We start from the raw sequence: 15,596 nt of genomic DNA, 5'->3' as shown, positions 1-15,596 counted from the left end.
AGTCGATGCGTTCGAAGTTGTTAAAAGGAAGTACTTTATTGCTTAGTTGTGCACTTGTTGGGTGTGCGGCGAATTCACCTGCGCCCGTTTCAAGCCTAAACAAGAATTACTCATCGATTGATCGTGGTAGTTATCGCGGCAGTTACTATGAAGTAAAAAAAGGCGACACCCTTTACTTCATTGCTTATGTCACCAATAAAGACGTTAAAGACCTCATCGGTTATAACAAACTCGCTGCTCCTTACACTATCCACCCGGGGCAGAAGCTTAAGTTGTGGCGCCCGAGTTACAATGCGCCAGCGTATGGTAAATCAACAGTAGCGGTTGCAGCCGTTGCTGCGCCTGTCGCGGCATCCACAACTTCATCTGCGGCAAGTAAACCGAAAACTACGCCACAGAAGAGTAAAAACTCTAAACCTGCTCCAGCTCAAACTACCACCAAAGTGGTGAAAAAAGATCCACCAAAGAAGGTTGAACAATCCAAATCAAAGGAGTATGTTGGTTCTAAAGGTAAACAGAATGTTACACCGTCCACCAAACCAACAAGTGATAAAGTATCCAAATGGTTATGGCCAACTAAAGGGAGAGTAATCAAGAATTTCTCTGTAGGCGAACAAGGAAATAAAGGCATCGACATAGCAGGACAGCGAGGTCAGCCAATAGTATCTACTGCAGGGGGAACGGTTGTTTATTCGGGTAATGCACTACGAGGCTACGGCAATCTAGTGATTGTGAAGCACAATGATAATTACTTAAGTGCATACGCGCATAACGACCGACTATTAGTATCTGAAGGGCAAAGTGTGAAACCAGGGCAGAAGATTGCAACTATGGGAAGCTCTGGAGCCAGCAGTGTTAGGCTGCACTTTGAGATTCGTTACCAAGGTAAATCGGTCAATCCAAAACGATATTTACCTTAAATACAATATGCAAAAATTACGTATTGTATGGAGTGACATAGTCATTTAGCGACATATCAAGTTGTGATGTCATGCTAATTTCGCCAGGGGGAGGCGTTATGAGTATAAGCAATGCAGTAACCAAAGAAGAGTTCGATCTTAACCAAGCAACCACGGAACCGGAAGCTCTTGGAAAAGCAAAACGAACAGTCAAAAAGAAAACCGAAGCGAAAGAAGAAGTTGAAGTTACGTCTAAAAGTTTAGATGCTACTCAGCTTTATCTAGGCGAAATCGGTTTCTCACCACTACTAACCGCTGAAGAAGAAGTGCTTTATGCACGACGAGCTCTGCGCGGTGATGAAGCAGCACGTAAACGCATGATCGAAAGTAACCTGCGTTTAGTGGTAAAAATTTCACGTCGTTATAGTAACCGTGGTCTTGCACTTCTTGATCTTATTGAAGAAGGCAACCTAGGTTTGATTCGCGCCGTAGAGAAATTTGACCCAGAACGTGGTTTCCGCTTCTCAACTTACGCGACATGGTGGATTCGTCAAACCATTGAACGTGCGCTAATGAATCAGACTCGCACTATCCGTTTGCCAATCCATGTTGTGAAAGAGCTGAACATCTACCTGCGTACCGCAAGAGAGCTATCACAAAAACTTGATCATGAACCAACGGCAGAAGAAATTGCTTCTAAGCTAGATAAGCCTGTTGGTGATGTGAGTAAGATGCTTCGTCTAAACGAAAGAGTGAGCTCTGTTGATACGCCAATTGGTGGTGACGGTGAGAAAGCACTGTTGGATATTATTCCAGACATCAACAATTCAGATCCTGAGGTTTCAACTCAAGATAGCGATATCAAGAACTCATTGATTTTCTGGCTTGATGAACTGAATCCTAAGCAGAAAGAGGTGCTTGCACGTCGCTTTGGACTACTTGGTTACGAACCGTCAACACTAGAAGAAGTAGGCCGTGAAATTAGCCTGACTCGTGAACGTGTTCGTCAAATCCAAGTTGAAGGCCTTCGCCGTCTACGTGAGATTCTTATCAAGCAAGGTCTGAATATGGAAAATCTGTTCAATGTAGAAAATGACTAAATGAACTGATGATGTTTCTTTGAATAGAAGCCAAATAAAAACGCTGACTCTAAGTCAGCGTTTTTTTGTTTGTGGCTTTTTTATCTGATGCTGCCTATTTAAGTGACAGTACAAAACGACAATAGCAAGCGACAATAACAAGCTACTTGGAAAGAGACTAAAGCAACTTCTTCAAACGATAGAGTTCTTCTAACGCTTGGCGAGGAGTTAAATCATCAGGGTCAACATTCGCTAGTGCTTGTTCTACTTCACTCGGTTCAGGTATCAGGCTCAGTTGGTTAGCGATATCAACGCCGCTTGGCTTTGATGTTGGAGAGTCGATACTCAATGCCTCTAACTGAGTCAGCTTCGCGCGTGCATTTTTGATTACCGCTTTAGGTACACCAGCCAATCCAGCAACCGCAAGGCCGTAAGATTTACTTGCTGCACCTTCTTGAACTGCGTGCATAAAGGCAATACTGTCGCCATGTTCAACCGCATCTAAATGTACGTTCGCTAAGGTTGGAATTTGGTTCGGTAGCTCAGTTAGCTCAAAGTAGTGCGTTGCAAATAGTGTCATCGCATTGATTTGATTGGCTAGCCATTCAGCACTTGCCCAAGCTAGAGATAGACCATCGTAAGTACTGGTACCACGACCGATTTCATCCATTAACACAAGGCTATTTGGTGTTGCGTTGTGCAGAATATTCGCGGTTTCTGTCATCTCAACCATGAATGTTGAACGACCCGAAGCCAAATCATCGGATGCGCCAATACGCGTAAAGATACGGTCGATAGAACCAATCGTTGCGCTTTCTGCTGGAACATAACAACCGATATGAGCCATCAGCGCAATGAGTGCGGTCTGACGCATGTAGGTCGACTTACCACCCATGTTTGGACCCGTGATGATCAACATCTTACGTTGATCATTGAGGTCGATAGGGTTAGCAATAAACGGTTCGTCCATTACTTGTTCAACAACGGGGTGGCGACCCGCCTGAATTTGTACGCCAGCTGATTCAGTCATGGTTGGACGACAGTAATCAAGGGTGTCTGCGCGTTCAGCTAAGTTTTGTAGAACATCCAGTTGAGACACTGAAGAAGCAATGTTTTGTAGTCGCTCTAGATAAGGCAGTAACAAATCAAACAACTCATCCCACAACTTCTTCTCGATAGCTAGGGCTTTCGATTTAGAGCTGAGAACTTTGTCTTCGTGCTCTTTCAGCTCAGGAATAATATAGCGTTCTGCATTTTTCAGTGTTTGACGGCGAACATAGTGTGGTGGCACAAGATGGCTTTGTCCGCGGCTAACTTGAATGAAGAAACCGTGTACGTTGTTGTAGCCAACTTTAAGCGTGTCGATACCGTGACGTTCACGCTCTTCTTGCTCAAGCTTATCCAGAAACTCGGTTGCACCCGCGGCAAGATCGCGCCATTCATCAAGTTCTGCGTTGTAGCCTTCAGCTATCACGCCACCATCACGGATCACCACCGGTGGGTTCTCTTTGATCGCACGCTCAAGCAGCTCTGACACTTCATCGACAGGAGATGCATACTGAGCAAGCTGAGTCAGGTATGGGTGCTTAAGTTGCGTTAGCGTTTCTGCAAGCTCTGGTAAGTATTCCATTGCTTGGCGGAGTCGTGCCATATCACGTGGACGAGCAGAACGAAGTGCCAATCGAGCAAGAATACGCTCGATATCACCGATCTGTTTCAGCGTTGGTTGTAACTCAGTAAACAGAGCCAGATCTTTCATCTCACCAATCGCATCTAGGCGTTGATCAAGAGCTGAAATATTACGCATGGGTTGATGTAACCAACGCTTAAGCATGCGGCTGCCCATTGCAGTCGCAGTATGATCGAGTACTTCGGCTAGGGTGTTGTCTGTGCCGCCACTAAGGTTTTGGGTGATCTCCAAATTACGGCGAGTAGCCGCATCAAGGATCACCGAATGATCTTGCTTATCCATTGTGAGTGAACGGATGTGTGGAAGAGCGGTACGTTGCGTGTCTTTTACGTATTGAATCAGACAACCCGCAGCGCATAAACCTAGTTTTGCGCTTTCAACACCAAAGCCAACTAAGTCACGAGTACCAAATTGTTGATTCAGTTGCTGCTTCGCTGTATCTAATTCAAATTCCCATACCGGGCGACGGCGATTGCCATTACGACTTGCCATCAAATTTACAGGTTCGAAATCTTCAGGGAATAGCAGTTCACGTGGTGACGTTCTTTGTAGCTCTGCCGCCATTGCTTCTTCGGTTTCCGGCTCACATAGCTGGAATCGGCCAGAAGTAATATCAAGCGTCGCGTAGCCGAATTTACCATTGTGGTGGTAAATGGATGCAATCAGGTTATCAACACGCTCAGAAAGCAATGCTTCGTCGGTTACGGTTCCCGGAGTCACAATTCTTACGACAGCGCGATCAACAGGGCCCTTTGAAGTTGCTGGATTACCAATCTGCTCACAAATTGCTACGGACTCGCCCAACTGCACTAACTTCGCAAGATAACCTTCCACGGCATGGTATGGGACGCCCGCCATAGGGATAGGCTCACCGTTTGAAGAGCCACGCTTAGTTAGTGAAATATCGAGGAGTTGAGAGGCTTTCTTAGCGTCATCGTAGAAAAGCTCGTAGAAATCTCCCATGCGGTAGAACAGCAAAATTTCTGGATTTTCTGCTTTTAGTTTTAGGTACTGCTGCATCATAGGAGTATGTTTTTGATCGGCTTTCACAGTTAACTTCTTTCGTTTATTTCTATTGCGGCTTAGGATACGTGAAAGCGTTTCGTGCGAAAAGCGACACATGCGAAAAGATGCAAATCCAAATGATATACATCTAGATTAAGGGAAGCCAAAGATGCAGACGACTCAAGCTCTTAGTGAAAAACTCGGACACTTACTTGCGAAGCATAAACATGTATTAGTGACGGCTGAATCTTGCACTGGCGGTGGTGTTGCTAGCGCGGTAACGGATATCGCAGGGAGCTCTGCATGGTTTGACCGTGCTTTTGTGACCTACAGTAATGAAGCGAAACAAGAGATGATCGGTGTTCAGCTTGAAACCTTAGTTGAGTTTGGTGCTGTGAGTGAGCCAGTGGTTATAGAAATGGCTCACGGGGCGCTACAACATTCAAACGGCACTATTTCTGTGTCTATCAGCGGTATTGCTGGCCCGGGCGGTGGCACGGAAGATAAACCCGTAGGGACTGTGTGTTTTGCTTGGAAAGCAGTAAATGGGTGGAACAAAGTAGGAACGCATGTATTTACAGGCGATAGATCACAAGTACGCCAACAAGCTACGCACCATGCCCTACAAGTTATTTATGATTACCTATCAATGGAAGACAAGTAACATTTGTACAAATTATTTTCATACAGGTATAGACACTGTATGAATCAACAGTATAATAAAAGCCAATTAGTCACCCCTTGTGGGTTAGAAATAGATTCTAAGTCGCTTGTTGAGACAACCGATTATGTGGAGATAGAAATGGACGAGAATAAACAAAAAGCGTTAGCTGCAGCCCTTGGTCAGATTGAAAAGCAATTTGGTAAAGGTTCTATCATGCGTCTTGGTGATAACCGCACAATGGACGTAGAAACTATTTCTACAGGTTCTCTATCTCTAGATATCGCACTAGGTGCTGGTGGCTTACCGATGGGACGTATCGTTGAAGTTTACGGTCCAGAATCATCAGGTAAAACAACGCTAACGCTTGAGCTTATTGCTGCAGCGCAGAGAGTGGGTAAAACGTGTGCATTCGTGGATGCGGAACACGCACTTGACCCTATCTACGCTCAAAAGTTGGGTGTTGATATCGATGCTTTGCTTGTATCTCAACCTGATACCGGTGAACAAGCTCTAGAAATCTGTGATGCACTGGCTCGTTCAGGTGCTATCGATGTTCTTGTTATTGACTCGGTTGCTGCACTAACACCTAAAGCTGAGATCGAAGGCGAAATGGGCGATAGCCACATGGGTCTTCAAGCACGTATGCTTTCTCAAGCAATGCGTAAGCTAACAGGTAACCTTAAGCAGTCTAACTGTATGGCTATCTTCATTAACCAAATTCGTATGAAGATTGGTGTGATGTTCGGTAACCCAGAAACAACAACCGGTGGTAATGCACTTAAGTTCTACGCATCTGTCCGTCTTGATATTCGCCGTACTGGTGCAATCAAAGATGGTGATGAAGTGGTTGGTAACGAGACTCGTATCAAGGTTGTTAAGAACAAGATTGCTGCACCATTCAAACAAGCTGAAACTCAAATCCTTTACGGCAAAGGCTTCAACCGCGAAGGTGAGCTTATCGATTTAGGTGTTAAGAATAAGCTAGTAGAGAAAGCGGGCGCTTGGTACAGCTACAAAGGCGACAAGATCGGCCAAGGTAAATCGAACTCTTGTAAGCACCTACGTGAAAACCCAGAGATCGCTCTGGAACTTGACACTAAGCTTCGTGAATTGCTACTGACTCCTGCTGTTCTTGAAGAGAAAGGCGCAGAGAAAGAAGAAGAAAACGAAGAGCTATAAGCTAACGGTTTATAGAGCGGGTGTTTGAAAGGAACATCCGCTTTGAAAGAATAGGAAGCCTCGCATATTTTATGCGGGGCTTTTTTTGTCAACGTATTTTAGGACGAGACAAAGTATCTGTCCCCATCCTTGCAGCGCCTTGCTAGATCTATTTGGTTGTTTGAGGTAGCTTGCCAATTTTTTGTTTGTTCCCTATCTGAGCTAGTGGAATATTCTTCATTTTATCGATTTCCAACTAAAATCCTGCCCAAGGGTGTCTTTTCTACAAGAAAACTAGTCGAAGCCTTAACCATGATCTACAATACGGCAAAATTCTAACTCGACTATTTTCAGGAAGAGCTGCATGTACATGAGCACTGATGAGGTTCGCAACGCGTTCCTTAAGTTCTTTGAGAGCAAAGAACACCAAATCGTAGACAGTTCATCGTTAGTTCCACATAACGATCCAACCCTGCTGTTCACTAACGCAGGTATGAACCAATTCAAAGATTGCTTCCTAGGCGCCGAAAAGCGTGCCTACACTCGAGCAACTACGGCTCAGCGTTGTGTACGTGCGGGTGGTAAACACAATGACCTTGAAAACGTAGGTTTCACGGCTCGTCACCACACATTCTTCGAAATGCTAGGTAACTTCAGCTTTGGCGATTACTTCAAAGAAGAAGCGATTGGATTTGCTTGGGAATTCCTGACTGAAACACTAGGTCTGCCAAAAGATCGCCTGTTAGTAACGGTTTACGAGACAGATGACGAAGCATTCGAAATCTGGAACAAGAAAGTGGGCATCCCAGCTGACAAGATTGTTCGCATCGGCGACAAAGAAGGCGGCAAGAAGTTTGAGTCTGATAACTTCTGGACAATGGGTGACACAGGTCCTTGTGGTCCATGTACTGAAATCTTCTACGATCACGGTGAGCACATCTGGGGCGGTCGTCCTGGTACACCTGAAGAAGATGGTGACCGTTTTATCGAGATCTGGAACAACGTATTCATGCAGTTCAACCGTCACGCTGACGGCACTATGGAACCGCTACCTAAGCCAGCTGTAGATACTGGTATGGGTATTGAGCGTATCTCTGCAATTATGCAGGGCGTTCACTCTAACTACGAAATTGATGTATTCCAAAAGCTAATCAAGGCGACAGCAGAAGTAGTAGGTCACGACGACCTATCTAACCAATCGCTGCGCGTTATTGCTGACCACATCCGTTCTTGTTCATTCCTAATCGCTGATGGCGTAATGCCTTCAAACGAAGGTCGTGGCTACGTTCTACGTCGTATTATTCGTCGTGCAGTTCGTCACGGTAACAAGATTGGTGCACAAGGCGTGTTCTTCCACAAACTTGTGGGTGTACTGGCTGAAGTGATGGGTTCTGCGGCTGAAGAGCTTAAGAAACAGCAAGAGCTTGTTGAAAAAGTACTTCGCATCGAAGAAGAGAACTTTGGTCGCACGCTAGAGCGCGGCATGGTTATCCTAAACGACGCATTAGACGCACTTGAAGGCAAAGAGCTTGACGGTGAAACAGTATTCAAACTTTACGATACATACGGCTTCCCTGCTGACCTTACTAACGATGTAGCTCGTGAACGCGACTTTACTATCGATGAAGAAGGCTTTGAGAAGGCGATGGAAGCACAGCGTAAGCGTGCACGTGAAGCAGGCCAATTCGGTACTGATTACAACGCAACGATCAAAGTAGACACTAACACTGAGTTCTGTGGTTACACAGCGACTGAAGGCGCTGGTGAAATCTCTGCGCTATTTGTTGACGGCGAAGAAGTATCTTCACTATCGGCTGGCGACAAAGCAATCATCATCCTTGAAGAGACACCATTCTACGCTGAGTCAGGCGGTCAATGTGGTGACGTTGGTACGCTAAAAACAGCATCTGGTCTATTCAAAGTACAAGACACTCAGAAGCTAGGTAACGCATTTGCTCACCACGGTGAGCTAGTTGAAGGTGTATTTGCTCAAGGCGATAAAGTAGAAGCAACGGTTGACGCTGAGCGTCGTGTTGCTATCTCACTAAACCACTCAGCAACTCACTTACTTCACTCCGCACTGCGCGAAGTTCTAGGTGAGCACGTTGCTCAAAAAGGTTCTTTAGTTAAGCCAGACAACCTACGTTTTGACTTTTCTAACCTTGAAGCGGTAACACCGGCACAGATTAAAGAAGTAGAGCGTTTGGTTAACGCACAAGTTCGTAAGAACCACGTGATTGAAACCAACATCATGGACATCGAGTCAGCGAAAGAAAAAGGTGCAATGGCACTGTTTGGCGAGAAGTACGATGATGAAGTTCGCGTTCTGTCGATGGGCGATTTCTCTACTGAGCTTTGTGGTGGTATCCACGCAAACAATACGGGTGATATCGGCCTATTCAAGATCACATCTGAAGGTGGTATCGCTGCAGGTATTCGTCGTATCGAAGCGGTAACGGGTGAAGCGGCTCTAGATGCAGTAGAAGCTCAGGCTAACGCTTACGAAGAGAAATTGGCTGAATCAGCTAAGAAAGCGAAATCGCTAGAGAAAGAAATCCAACTGCTTAAAGAAAAGATGGCTGCTGCAGAAAGCGCAAATATCATGGGCAAAGTAGAAGACATCTCTGGTACTAAAGTTTTGGTTGCTGCAATTGAAGGCGCAGACAACAAGAACCTACGTACTATGGTTGATAACGCTAAAAACCAAGTAGGTAGCGGCATCATCCTAATTGCGAATATCGCAGACGGTAAAGTTGGCTTGATTGCTGGCGTAACCAAAGACCTTATCGGCAAAGTAAAAGCGGGTGACCTCGTTAAGATGGTTGCTGAGCAAGTTGGCGGTAAAGGCGGCGGTCGTCCAGATATGGCTCAAGCGGGCGGTACCGACGTTGAAGCACTGCCAGAAGCGCTTAAATCTGTGCGTACTTGGCTAGAAGAGCGTCTTTAAGCTTTAGTAATTGATATAAAGATGCCCAATCAGTTGATTGGGCATCTTTTATTTTGCCTATTGGAAGCGTGTTTAAACAAGGTTTGATTGAGATTAACCAAGAAGTCCAATGGAAACGTTAGACTCCTTGGTTAATTTTTTATTGCTTCGCCCTGACGCGGAGTATGTGTTTTTTTGTCATATATAGACATTGGTCTTGGGAAGGTGAGGACGGGTGAAAATGCCTCTTATCGTGCAGAAATTTGGTGGAACGTCGGTGGGTTCAATAGAGCGGATCCATCATGTAGCAGAAAAAATCATTGAAGCGAAAAATGAAGGGAACCAGATCTTGGTTGTCGTTTCTGCTATGTCAGGTGAAACAAATCGGTTGGTTAACTTAGCTTCACAAGTTGATAGCGTGCCAAATGCTAGAGAGTTGGATGTGCTGTTAACGGCTGGAGAACAAGTTTCCATGGCTTTGTTAGCGATGACGTTGCACAAGTTGGGTTATGAAGCGACATCGATGACCGGCTATCAAGCCAAGATACACACCGATTCTAATCATAATAATGCGACGATTGAGCGTATTGATACCGCTCCTATTAGAGCGCTGTTAGATGATGACCAGATTGTCATTGTTGCAGGTTTTCAAGGCGTTAATGCGAAAGGTGACATCACAACCTTAGGGCGAGGTGGTTCAGATACCACGGCCGTTGCATTAGCGGGCGCGCTTCAAGCTAAAGAGTGTCAGATCTATACCGACGTTGATGGCGTATATTCCTGCGACCCTAGAGTGGTTAAGCAATCTAAAAAATTAGACACCTTAGACTTTCCCTCTATGGAAGAAATGGCTCGCAGAGGCGCGAAGGTTTTGCACCTGCCATGTGTTCAGCATGCGTGGCGACACAATGTACCACTGAGAGTACTTTCGAGTTTTGAAGAAGGCGAGGGCACTCTCATCGCGGGTAATGATTGTTTGAATGATATTGCTGGGATAGCCATTCAAAGAGATATGGTTCGCATCGAGTGTTTGAATCAAGATTTACCGTCTCTCATGTCGCATTGCCAGTTGTTAGGGATCGAAGTCTGTAGTGTGATCGAGGAAACAGAACGGGCAGCGCTCATTATCAAACCGGACATAAGTGCTAAATTAAAACTAGTTTTTGCTGAAAAAATCCGTAATAGTGAATATGTTAGTTTGTTAACTGTGGTAGGAAGCCGAACGCAAGAAATTGTGGTCAGTTCACATGGATTGTTGTCTGAAGGCGAAATTGATGTACAACATCACTTATTGCAGCAGCAGTCTTTAACTTTGGTGATATCACCAACGCAAGTCGATATAGCTGCTAACATATTACACAATGCATACATCGTAGCGCGTGAAACACAGGGTTATCTTAAAAAAGAAGTGCATTTTGGTTAAATAAACTCAATCGATAGTTTACGAAAATATAACTTTTGTTGGATAATGCTCTCGTAGCTAGATAAATTTAGAGATTACTCAAGGAGCAAAGAATGCTAATTTTGACTCGCCGTGTTGGCGAAACACTGATGATTGGTGATGAAGTAACAGTTACTGTACTAGGCGTTAAAGGTAACCAAGTACGTATTGGTGTTAACGCACCTAAAGAAGTATCTGTTCACCGTGAAGAGATCTACATGCGCATTCAAGCTGAAAAAGGTAATGGTAACGTTGCATCTGGCAACTACTAATACTTTTGCGTAGAAGAGGGGCTAGCATTGTTGCTAGCCTTTTTTGATCTTGGGAGAGCAAAATCACAAGTTAGTGATTGGTTGATTCACTAGCTGGCTTAGTTCTAGATGTTGGGCTGAATGCTTGATATAGAAAAGTTACGCCGCCTGAGTTAACTCTTATTGAAGCATCGTGATATTTGTTTGCCATAGTTCAAGTTTTACTGACTTACCCTATGGTGAAATAGAGCATCCCGTAGTATGGTGCAAACAGCAGTGACACTTACTGCGAGATAAATTAGATAATTGTTTTCCGCTGTTAATTATTGCCAATCTTTCACCTTAATTTTTAAGGGAAAAAGCGCTAATTGGATGTTATAAGTTCAATTTGCAAGCGCTTTGATTAAATTGCAAACGGTTGAATGTTTTTGTCCGGTTTTTTTCAATAAAGTGTTTGACATATTTTCGGTAAAACGTAATATGTGCCTCCGCAAGACGGTGAGGTGGCCGAGAGGCCGAAGGCGCTCCCCTGCTAAGGGAGTATGTGGTTTATAGCCGCATCGAGGGTTCGAATCCCTCCCTCACCGCCATTTCTTGCACGTTTGAATTTGCAAGCAAACACAGAAGTAACAATGTGCGCCCTTAGCTCAGCTGGATAGAGTACCTGGCTACGAACCAGGCGGTCGGAGGTTCGAATCCTCCAGGGCGCACCATTCTTTAGATTACTTTGTTAAGAAGTAATGAATAAGAATAATGAATTAGGTGAGGTGGCCGAGTGGCCGAAGGCGCTCCCCTGCTAAGGGAGTATGTGGTTTGTAGCCGCATCGAGGGTTCGAATCCCTCCCTCACCGCCATTCATTACAGGCCTATGGCCTTTTTTTTGTTTCGTAGAAACAAGAATGTGATATATTTCACAACTTCTTCACTTGAAGATACCGTGCGCCCTTAGCTCAGCTGGATAGAGTACCTGGCTACGAACCAGGCGGTCGGAGGTTCGAATCCTCCAGGGCGCACCACTATTTAGGGTTTTTATTAATCCTGATGTTGAATATTTAGTTTTGCTTTATTGCCTTAGCTAAAAGCTCAGTGTCGAAACCGTTGCGCCCTTAGCTCAGCTGGATAGAGTACCTGGCTACGAACCAGGCGGTCGGAGGTTCGAATCCTCCAGGGCGCACCACTATTTAGGGTTTTCATTAATCCTGATGTTGAACGTTTAGTTTTGCTTTATAGTCTTAACTGCTTTATTGCCTTAACTAACAGCTTAATATCGAAACCGTTGCGCCCTTAGCTCAGCTGGATAGAGTACCTGGCTACGAACCAGGCGGTCGGAGGTTCGAATCCTCCAGGGCGCACCACTATTTAGGGTTTTCACTAATCCTGATGTTGAATGTTTAGTTTTGCTTTATTGCCTTAACTGCTTTATTGCTTTAATTAACAGCTTAATATCGAAACCGTTGCGCCCTTAGCTCAGCTGGATAGAGTACCTGGCTACGAACCAGGCGGTCGGAGGTTCGAATCCTCCAGGGCGCACCACTTTTAGGGTTTTCACTAATCCTGATGTTGAACGTTTAGTTTTGCTTTATAGTCTTAACTGCTTATTGCCTTAACTAACAGCTTAATATCGAAACCGTTGCGCCCTTAGCTCAGCTGGATAGAGTACCTGGCTACGAACCAGGCGGTCGGAGGTTCGAATCCTCCAGGGCGCACCACTATTTAGGGTTTTCATTAATCCTGATGTTGAACGTTTAGTTTTGCTTTATTGCTTTAACTAACAGCTTAATATCGAAACCGTTGCGCCCTTAGCTCAGCTGGATAGAGTACCTGGCTACGAACCAGGCGGTCGGAGGTTCGAATCCTCCAGGGCGCACCACTATTTAGGGTTTTTATTAACCCTGATGTTAAACGTTTAGTTTTGCTTTATTGCTTTAACTAACAGCTTAATATCGAAACCGTTGCGCCCTTAGCTCAGCTGGATAGAGTACCTGGCTACGAACCAGGCGGTCGGAGGTTCGAATCCTCCAGGGCGCACCACCTTATTAAAGAAAGCCTCGTTTATACGAGGCTTTTTTTATATCTGCTGTAAATTTGTTGCGATAATGTTAAATTTTGTCGTTGTTTAACTTATTGTATTTAAAGTAATTCTTGATTGCTTCTTTGTTATTCCACCTTTCTCATATCATTTCTAAGAAAAGCCCCGTTTAAGTCACAGTTTAAATATCTATAAATGACGTATTTGACAGATTTATGTGATCTGATAGGCGAATAATTAACCTTATGTGTGCGTTATCCGTAACAGAACCTTAAACAAAATTGACAAACTTTTACCAATCGAGATAATCCATGGGTCGGGATCACTATTCGCTGAAATCCTGCACGTATGTCAGGATGACGAAGAAAGGAAGCAACATGACTAATATTGGAAGCCTGCTAGGAGATGCGGCGACTCTAATGATAACGGGGATGTCCGTTGTCTTTATTTTCCTAACTATTCTAGTTTACCTCGTTCGGTTGATGTCAAAACTGGTACCAGAAGAAGTACCAGAGCCGATCGCAGCACCTAAAAAAATTAAAAAATCACAATCAAACCCTTCAGCTGTTAGTCCACAGGTAGTGGCAGCAATTTCGGCCGCGGTTCATCAATACCGTGCGTCTACTGCTAAGTAGCATTTAAAGGATTAAAAAGGAGTTTATGAGCATGTCTAAACCACTAGCTATCACAGATGTGGTACTTCGTGACGCGCACCAGTCACTATTTGCTACTCGTATGCGTATCGAAGATATGCTGCCAATTGCGGCAGAACTGGATAAAGTCGGTTACTGGTCTTTAGAGACTTGGGGCGGCGCAACGTTTGATTCGTGTATTCGTTTTCTAGGAGAAGATCCGTGGGAGCGTTTGCGTGAGCTGAAAAAAGCGATGCCAAACACACCAATGCAGATGCTACTGCGTGGTCAAAATTTATTGGGTTACCGTCACTACGCGGATGATGTAGTAGAAAAATTTGTTGAACGTGCCCATAAGAACGGCATGGACGTATTCCGTATTTTTGATGCGATGAATGACGTACGTAACTTTGAAACAGCAGTGAAAGCAACGATTGATGTTGGTGGTCACGCTCAAGGTACGTTGTCTTACACAACCAGTCCGGTTCACAACTCAGATACTTGGGTTGATTTGGCTAAACGCCTAGAGGATCTAGGTTGTCACTCACTATGTATCAAAGATATGTCAGGTTTATTAAAGCCCTATGAAGCGGAAGAGCTGATTACACGTATCAAATCATCGTGTGACGTTCCTCTAGCGTTGCATAGCCATGCGACAACAGGTCTATCGACAGCAACAGCGGTTAAAGCTGTTGAGGCTGGCATTGATATTCTAGACACCGCAATCTCTTCTATGAGCTGTACTTACGGCCATACGCCAACCGAAACAGTTGTTGCTATGCTAGAAGGCACAGAGCGCGACACCAATCTTAAGCTTGATCAGATCGAACCCATCGCGGCTTACTTCCGTGACGTACGTAAAAAGTACGCGAAATGGGAAGGTCAGCTAAAAGGTGTGGATTCTCGCATCTTGATTGCTCAAGTTCCTGGCGGCATGTTAACCAACATGGAAGGTCAGCTTAAAGAGCAAGGCGCAGCCGATCGTATGGATGAAGTGCTTGAAGAGATCCCGCGCGTACGTAAAGAGTTGGGTTACATTCCTTTGGTAACACCTACTTCTCAAATCGTCGGTACTCAAGCTGTTATCAACGTCTTAACCGGTGAGCGCTACAAGAGCATCACGAAAGAGACTGCGGGTCTGCTGAAAGGTGAATACGGTCAAGCGCCTGCTGAGGTTGATGCTGAACTGCAAGCGAAAGTGTTAGATGGTGCTGAACCAATCACGTGTCGTCCTGCTGATTTACTTAAGTCTGAAATGGATACGTTAACGACAGACCTTTTAGAAAAAGCGAAATCAGATGGTATTTCACTCGCTGAAGATACCGTTGATGATGTACTGACATACGCACTTTTCCCACAAGTCGGCCTTAAGTTCCTTAAGAACCGTCGTAACCCTGAAGCATTTGAACCTGCACCAACTGCAGAAACGGCAGCTCCTGTTGCGGCACCACAGCCTGTTGCTGGTAGCATTGAAAGCTACAGCGTGAAGGTTGATGGTCAAGTTTATGATGTTGAAGTCGGGCCACAAGGCGAACTCACATCAGTATCTCCATCAGCTAAGCCAGCACAAGGGGCTCAAGCTGCACCTGCAGCGGCTTCTGATGCAGAAGCAGTTCCAGCTCCATTAGCAGGCAACATCTTTAAAGTTATCGTTCAGCCAGGTGTTGAAGTGGCTGAAGGCGATGTGCTACTGATCTTGGAAGCGATGAAGATGGAAACGGAAGTTCGTGCTGCTCGTGGTGGTATCGTTCAGGAATTGAATGTTAAAGAAGGCGATGCAGTTACTGTAGGCGCTCCACTACTAAGCTTAGCGTAAGGGAGT

At 44.9% G+C, this 15,596-nt stretch carries 10 protein-coding genes and 10 tRNA genes; 19 read left to right on the top strand and 1 reads right to left on the bottom strand.

Translation table 11 applies throughout. The annotated features are described in order from the left end of the window. Positions 1–5: 5 nt before the first annotated feature. Together nlpD and rpoS are read left to right on the top strand one after the other, a co-directional pair. Positions 6–920: a murein hydrolase activator NlpD gene (nlpD, locus tag AC3CID_RS13215; RefSeq protein ID WP_029222472.1), complete on the top strand. Its 915-nt coding sequence runs from the start codon at positions 6–8 to the stop codon at positions 918–920. Between the two features lie 98 nt (positions 921–1,018). Continuing rightward, positions 1,019–1,999, top strand: a complete 981-nt coding sequence (rpoS, locus tag AC3CID_RS13210; RefSeq protein WP_004735404.1) for an RNA polymerase sigma factor RpoS — start codon at positions 1,019–1,021, stop codon at positions 1,997–1,999. A 157-nt stretch (positions 2,000–2,156) separates the two neighbouring features. Here rpoS and mutS read toward each other — a convergent pair whose 3' ends face one another. Further along, complete coding sequence (gene mutS, locus AC3CID_RS13205) at positions 2,157–4,718, bottom strand: DNA mismatch repair protein MutS (protein WP_372243657.1); 2,562 nt, start codon at positions 4,716–4,718, stop codon at positions 2,157–2,159. 124 nt (positions 4,719–4,842) lie between these two features. On the opposite strand from mutS, the gene pncC reads away from it, so the two are divergent. From pncC to oadA, 17 genes are all read left to right on the top strand, one after another. Next, positions 4,843–5,337 (top strand): nicotinamide-nucleotide amidase, encoded by a 495-nt coding sequence (pncC, locus tag AC3CID_RS13200; protein WP_029406152.1) that lies wholly within the window; start codon positions 4,843–4,845, stop codon positions 5,335–5,337. A 138-nt stretch (positions 5,338–5,475) separates the two neighbouring features. Beyond that, on the top strand, positions 5,476–6,516 hold the full coding sequence (gene recA / locus AC3CID_RS13195) for a recombinase RecA (protein ID WP_004735435.1): 1,041 nt from the start codon (positions 5,476–5,478) through the stop codon (positions 6,514–6,516). 343 nt (positions 6,517–6,859) lie between these two features. After that, positions 6,860–9,442: an alanine--tRNA ligase gene (gene alaS, locus AC3CID_RS13190; RefSeq protein ID WP_488526660.1), complete on the top strand. Its 2,583-nt coding sequence runs from the start codon at positions 6,860–6,862 to the stop codon at positions 9,440–9,442. Between the two features lie 220 nt (positions 9,443–9,662). Beyond that, positions 9,663–10,844 carry an aspartate kinase gene (locus AC3CID_RS13185; RefSeq protein ID WP_080583151.1) on the top strand — a complete coding sequence of 394 codons (1,182 nt, stop codon included), beginning with the start codon at positions 9,663–9,665 and terminating at the stop codon, positions 10,842–10,844. 92 nt (positions 10,845–10,936) lie between these two features. Beyond that, entirely contained in the window at positions 10,937–11,134 is a 198-nt protein-coding gene (gene csrA, locus AC3CID_RS13180) for a carbon storage regulator CsrA (RefSeq protein WP_004415691.1), read from the top strand. 476 nt (positions 11,135–11,610) lie between these two features. Continuing rightward, a tRNA-Ser gene (locus tag AC3CID_RS13175) sits at positions 11,611–11,703 on the top strand. A 46-nt stretch (positions 11,704–11,749) separates the two neighbouring features. Beyond that, positions 11,750–11,826 (top strand) — tRNA-Arg (locus AC3CID_RS13170). Positions 11,827–11,874: 48 nt separating this feature from the next. Continuing rightward, a tRNA-Ser gene (locus AC3CID_RS13165) sits at positions 11,875–11,967 on the top strand. A gap of 85 nt (positions 11,968–12,052) precedes the next feature. Beyond that, positions 12,053–12,129: transfer RNA gene (locus AC3CID_RS13160), tRNA-Arg, on the top strand. Between the two features lie 84 nt (positions 12,130–12,213). Beyond that, positions 12,214–12,290, top strand: a tRNA-Arg gene (locus tag AC3CID_RS13155). A 101-nt stretch (positions 12,291–12,391) separates the two neighbouring features. Then, positions 12,392–12,468 (top strand) — tRNA-Arg (locus AC3CID_RS13150). Between the two features lie 101 nt (positions 12,469–12,569). Next, a tRNA-Arg gene (locus AC3CID_RS13145) sits at positions 12,570–12,646 on the top strand. A 99-nt stretch (positions 12,647–12,745) separates the two neighbouring features. After that, positions 12,746–12,822: transfer RNA gene (locus AC3CID_RS13140), tRNA-Arg, on the top strand. An 84-nt stretch (positions 12,823–12,906) separates the two neighbouring features. After that, positions 12,907–12,983: transfer RNA gene (locus tag AC3CID_RS13135), tRNA-Arg, on the top strand. An 84-nt stretch (positions 12,984–13,067) separates the two neighbouring features. Beyond that, positions 13,068–13,144 (top strand) — tRNA-Arg (locus AC3CID_RS13130). A 375-nt stretch (positions 13,145–13,519) separates the two neighbouring features. Continuing rightward, a complete protein-coding gene (locus tag AC3CID_RS13125) occupies positions 13,520–13,777 on the top strand; it encodes an oxaloacetate decarboxylase subunit gamma (protein WP_010435831.1) in 258 nt (85 codons plus the stop codon). Positions 13,778–13,808: 31 nt separating this feature from the next. Next, the gene (gene oadA / locus AC3CID_RS13120; RefSeq protein ID WP_428786281.1) at positions 13,809–15,590 is read left to right on the top strand and encodes a sodium-extruding oxaloacetate decarboxylase subunit alpha; all 1,782 of its coding nucleotides are present in this window, start codon (positions 13,809–13,811) and stop codon (positions 15,588–15,590) included. Positions 15,591–15,596: the final 6 nt, after the last annotated feature.

This window comes from Vibrio sp. QJM3NY_21 (assembly GCF_057785975.1).
The sequence above is the reverse complement of the archived record's forward strand: the minus strand, read 5'-3'. Positions and strand labels throughout refer to the sequence as shown.

What these genes read in the sequence shown, in the direction of transcription:
- AC3CID_RS13125 (WP_010435831.1), top strand. Translation starts at nt 13,520, where the DNA reads ATGACTAATATTGGAAGCCTGCTAGGAGATGCGGCGACTCTAATGATA.
- AC3CID_RS13185 (WP_080583151.1), top strand. Translation starts at nt 9,663, where the DNA reads ATGCCTCTTATCGTGCAGAAATTTGGTGGAACGTCGGTGGGTTCAATA.
- recA (WP_004735435.1), top strand. Translation starts at nt 5,476, where the DNA reads ATGGACGAGAATAAACAAAAAGCGTTAGCTGCAGCCCTTGGTCAGATT.
- csrA (WP_004415691.1), top strand. Translation starts at nt 10,937, where the DNA reads ATGCTAATTTTGACTCGCCGTGTTGGCGAAACACTGATGATTGGTGAT.
- pncC (WP_029406152.1), top strand. Translation starts at nt 4,843, where the DNA reads ATGCAGACGACTCAAGCTCTTAGTGAAAAACTCGGACACTTACTTGCG.
- nlpD (WP_029222472.1), top strand. Translation starts at nt 6, where the DNA reads ATGCGTTCGAAGTTGTTAAAAGGAAGTACTTTATTGCTTAGTTGTGCA.
- rpoS (WP_004735404.1), top strand. Translation starts at nt 1,019, where the DNA reads ATGAGTATAAGCAATGCAGTAACCAAAGAAGAGTTCGATCTTAACCAA.
- oadA (WP_428786281.1), top strand. Translation starts at nt 13,809, where the DNA reads ATGTCTAAACCACTAGCTATCACAGATGTGGTACTTCGTGACGCGCAC.
- alaS (WP_488526660.1), top strand. Translation starts at nt 6,860, where the DNA reads ATGTACATGAGCACTGATGAGGTTCGCAACGCGTTCCTTAAGTTCTTT.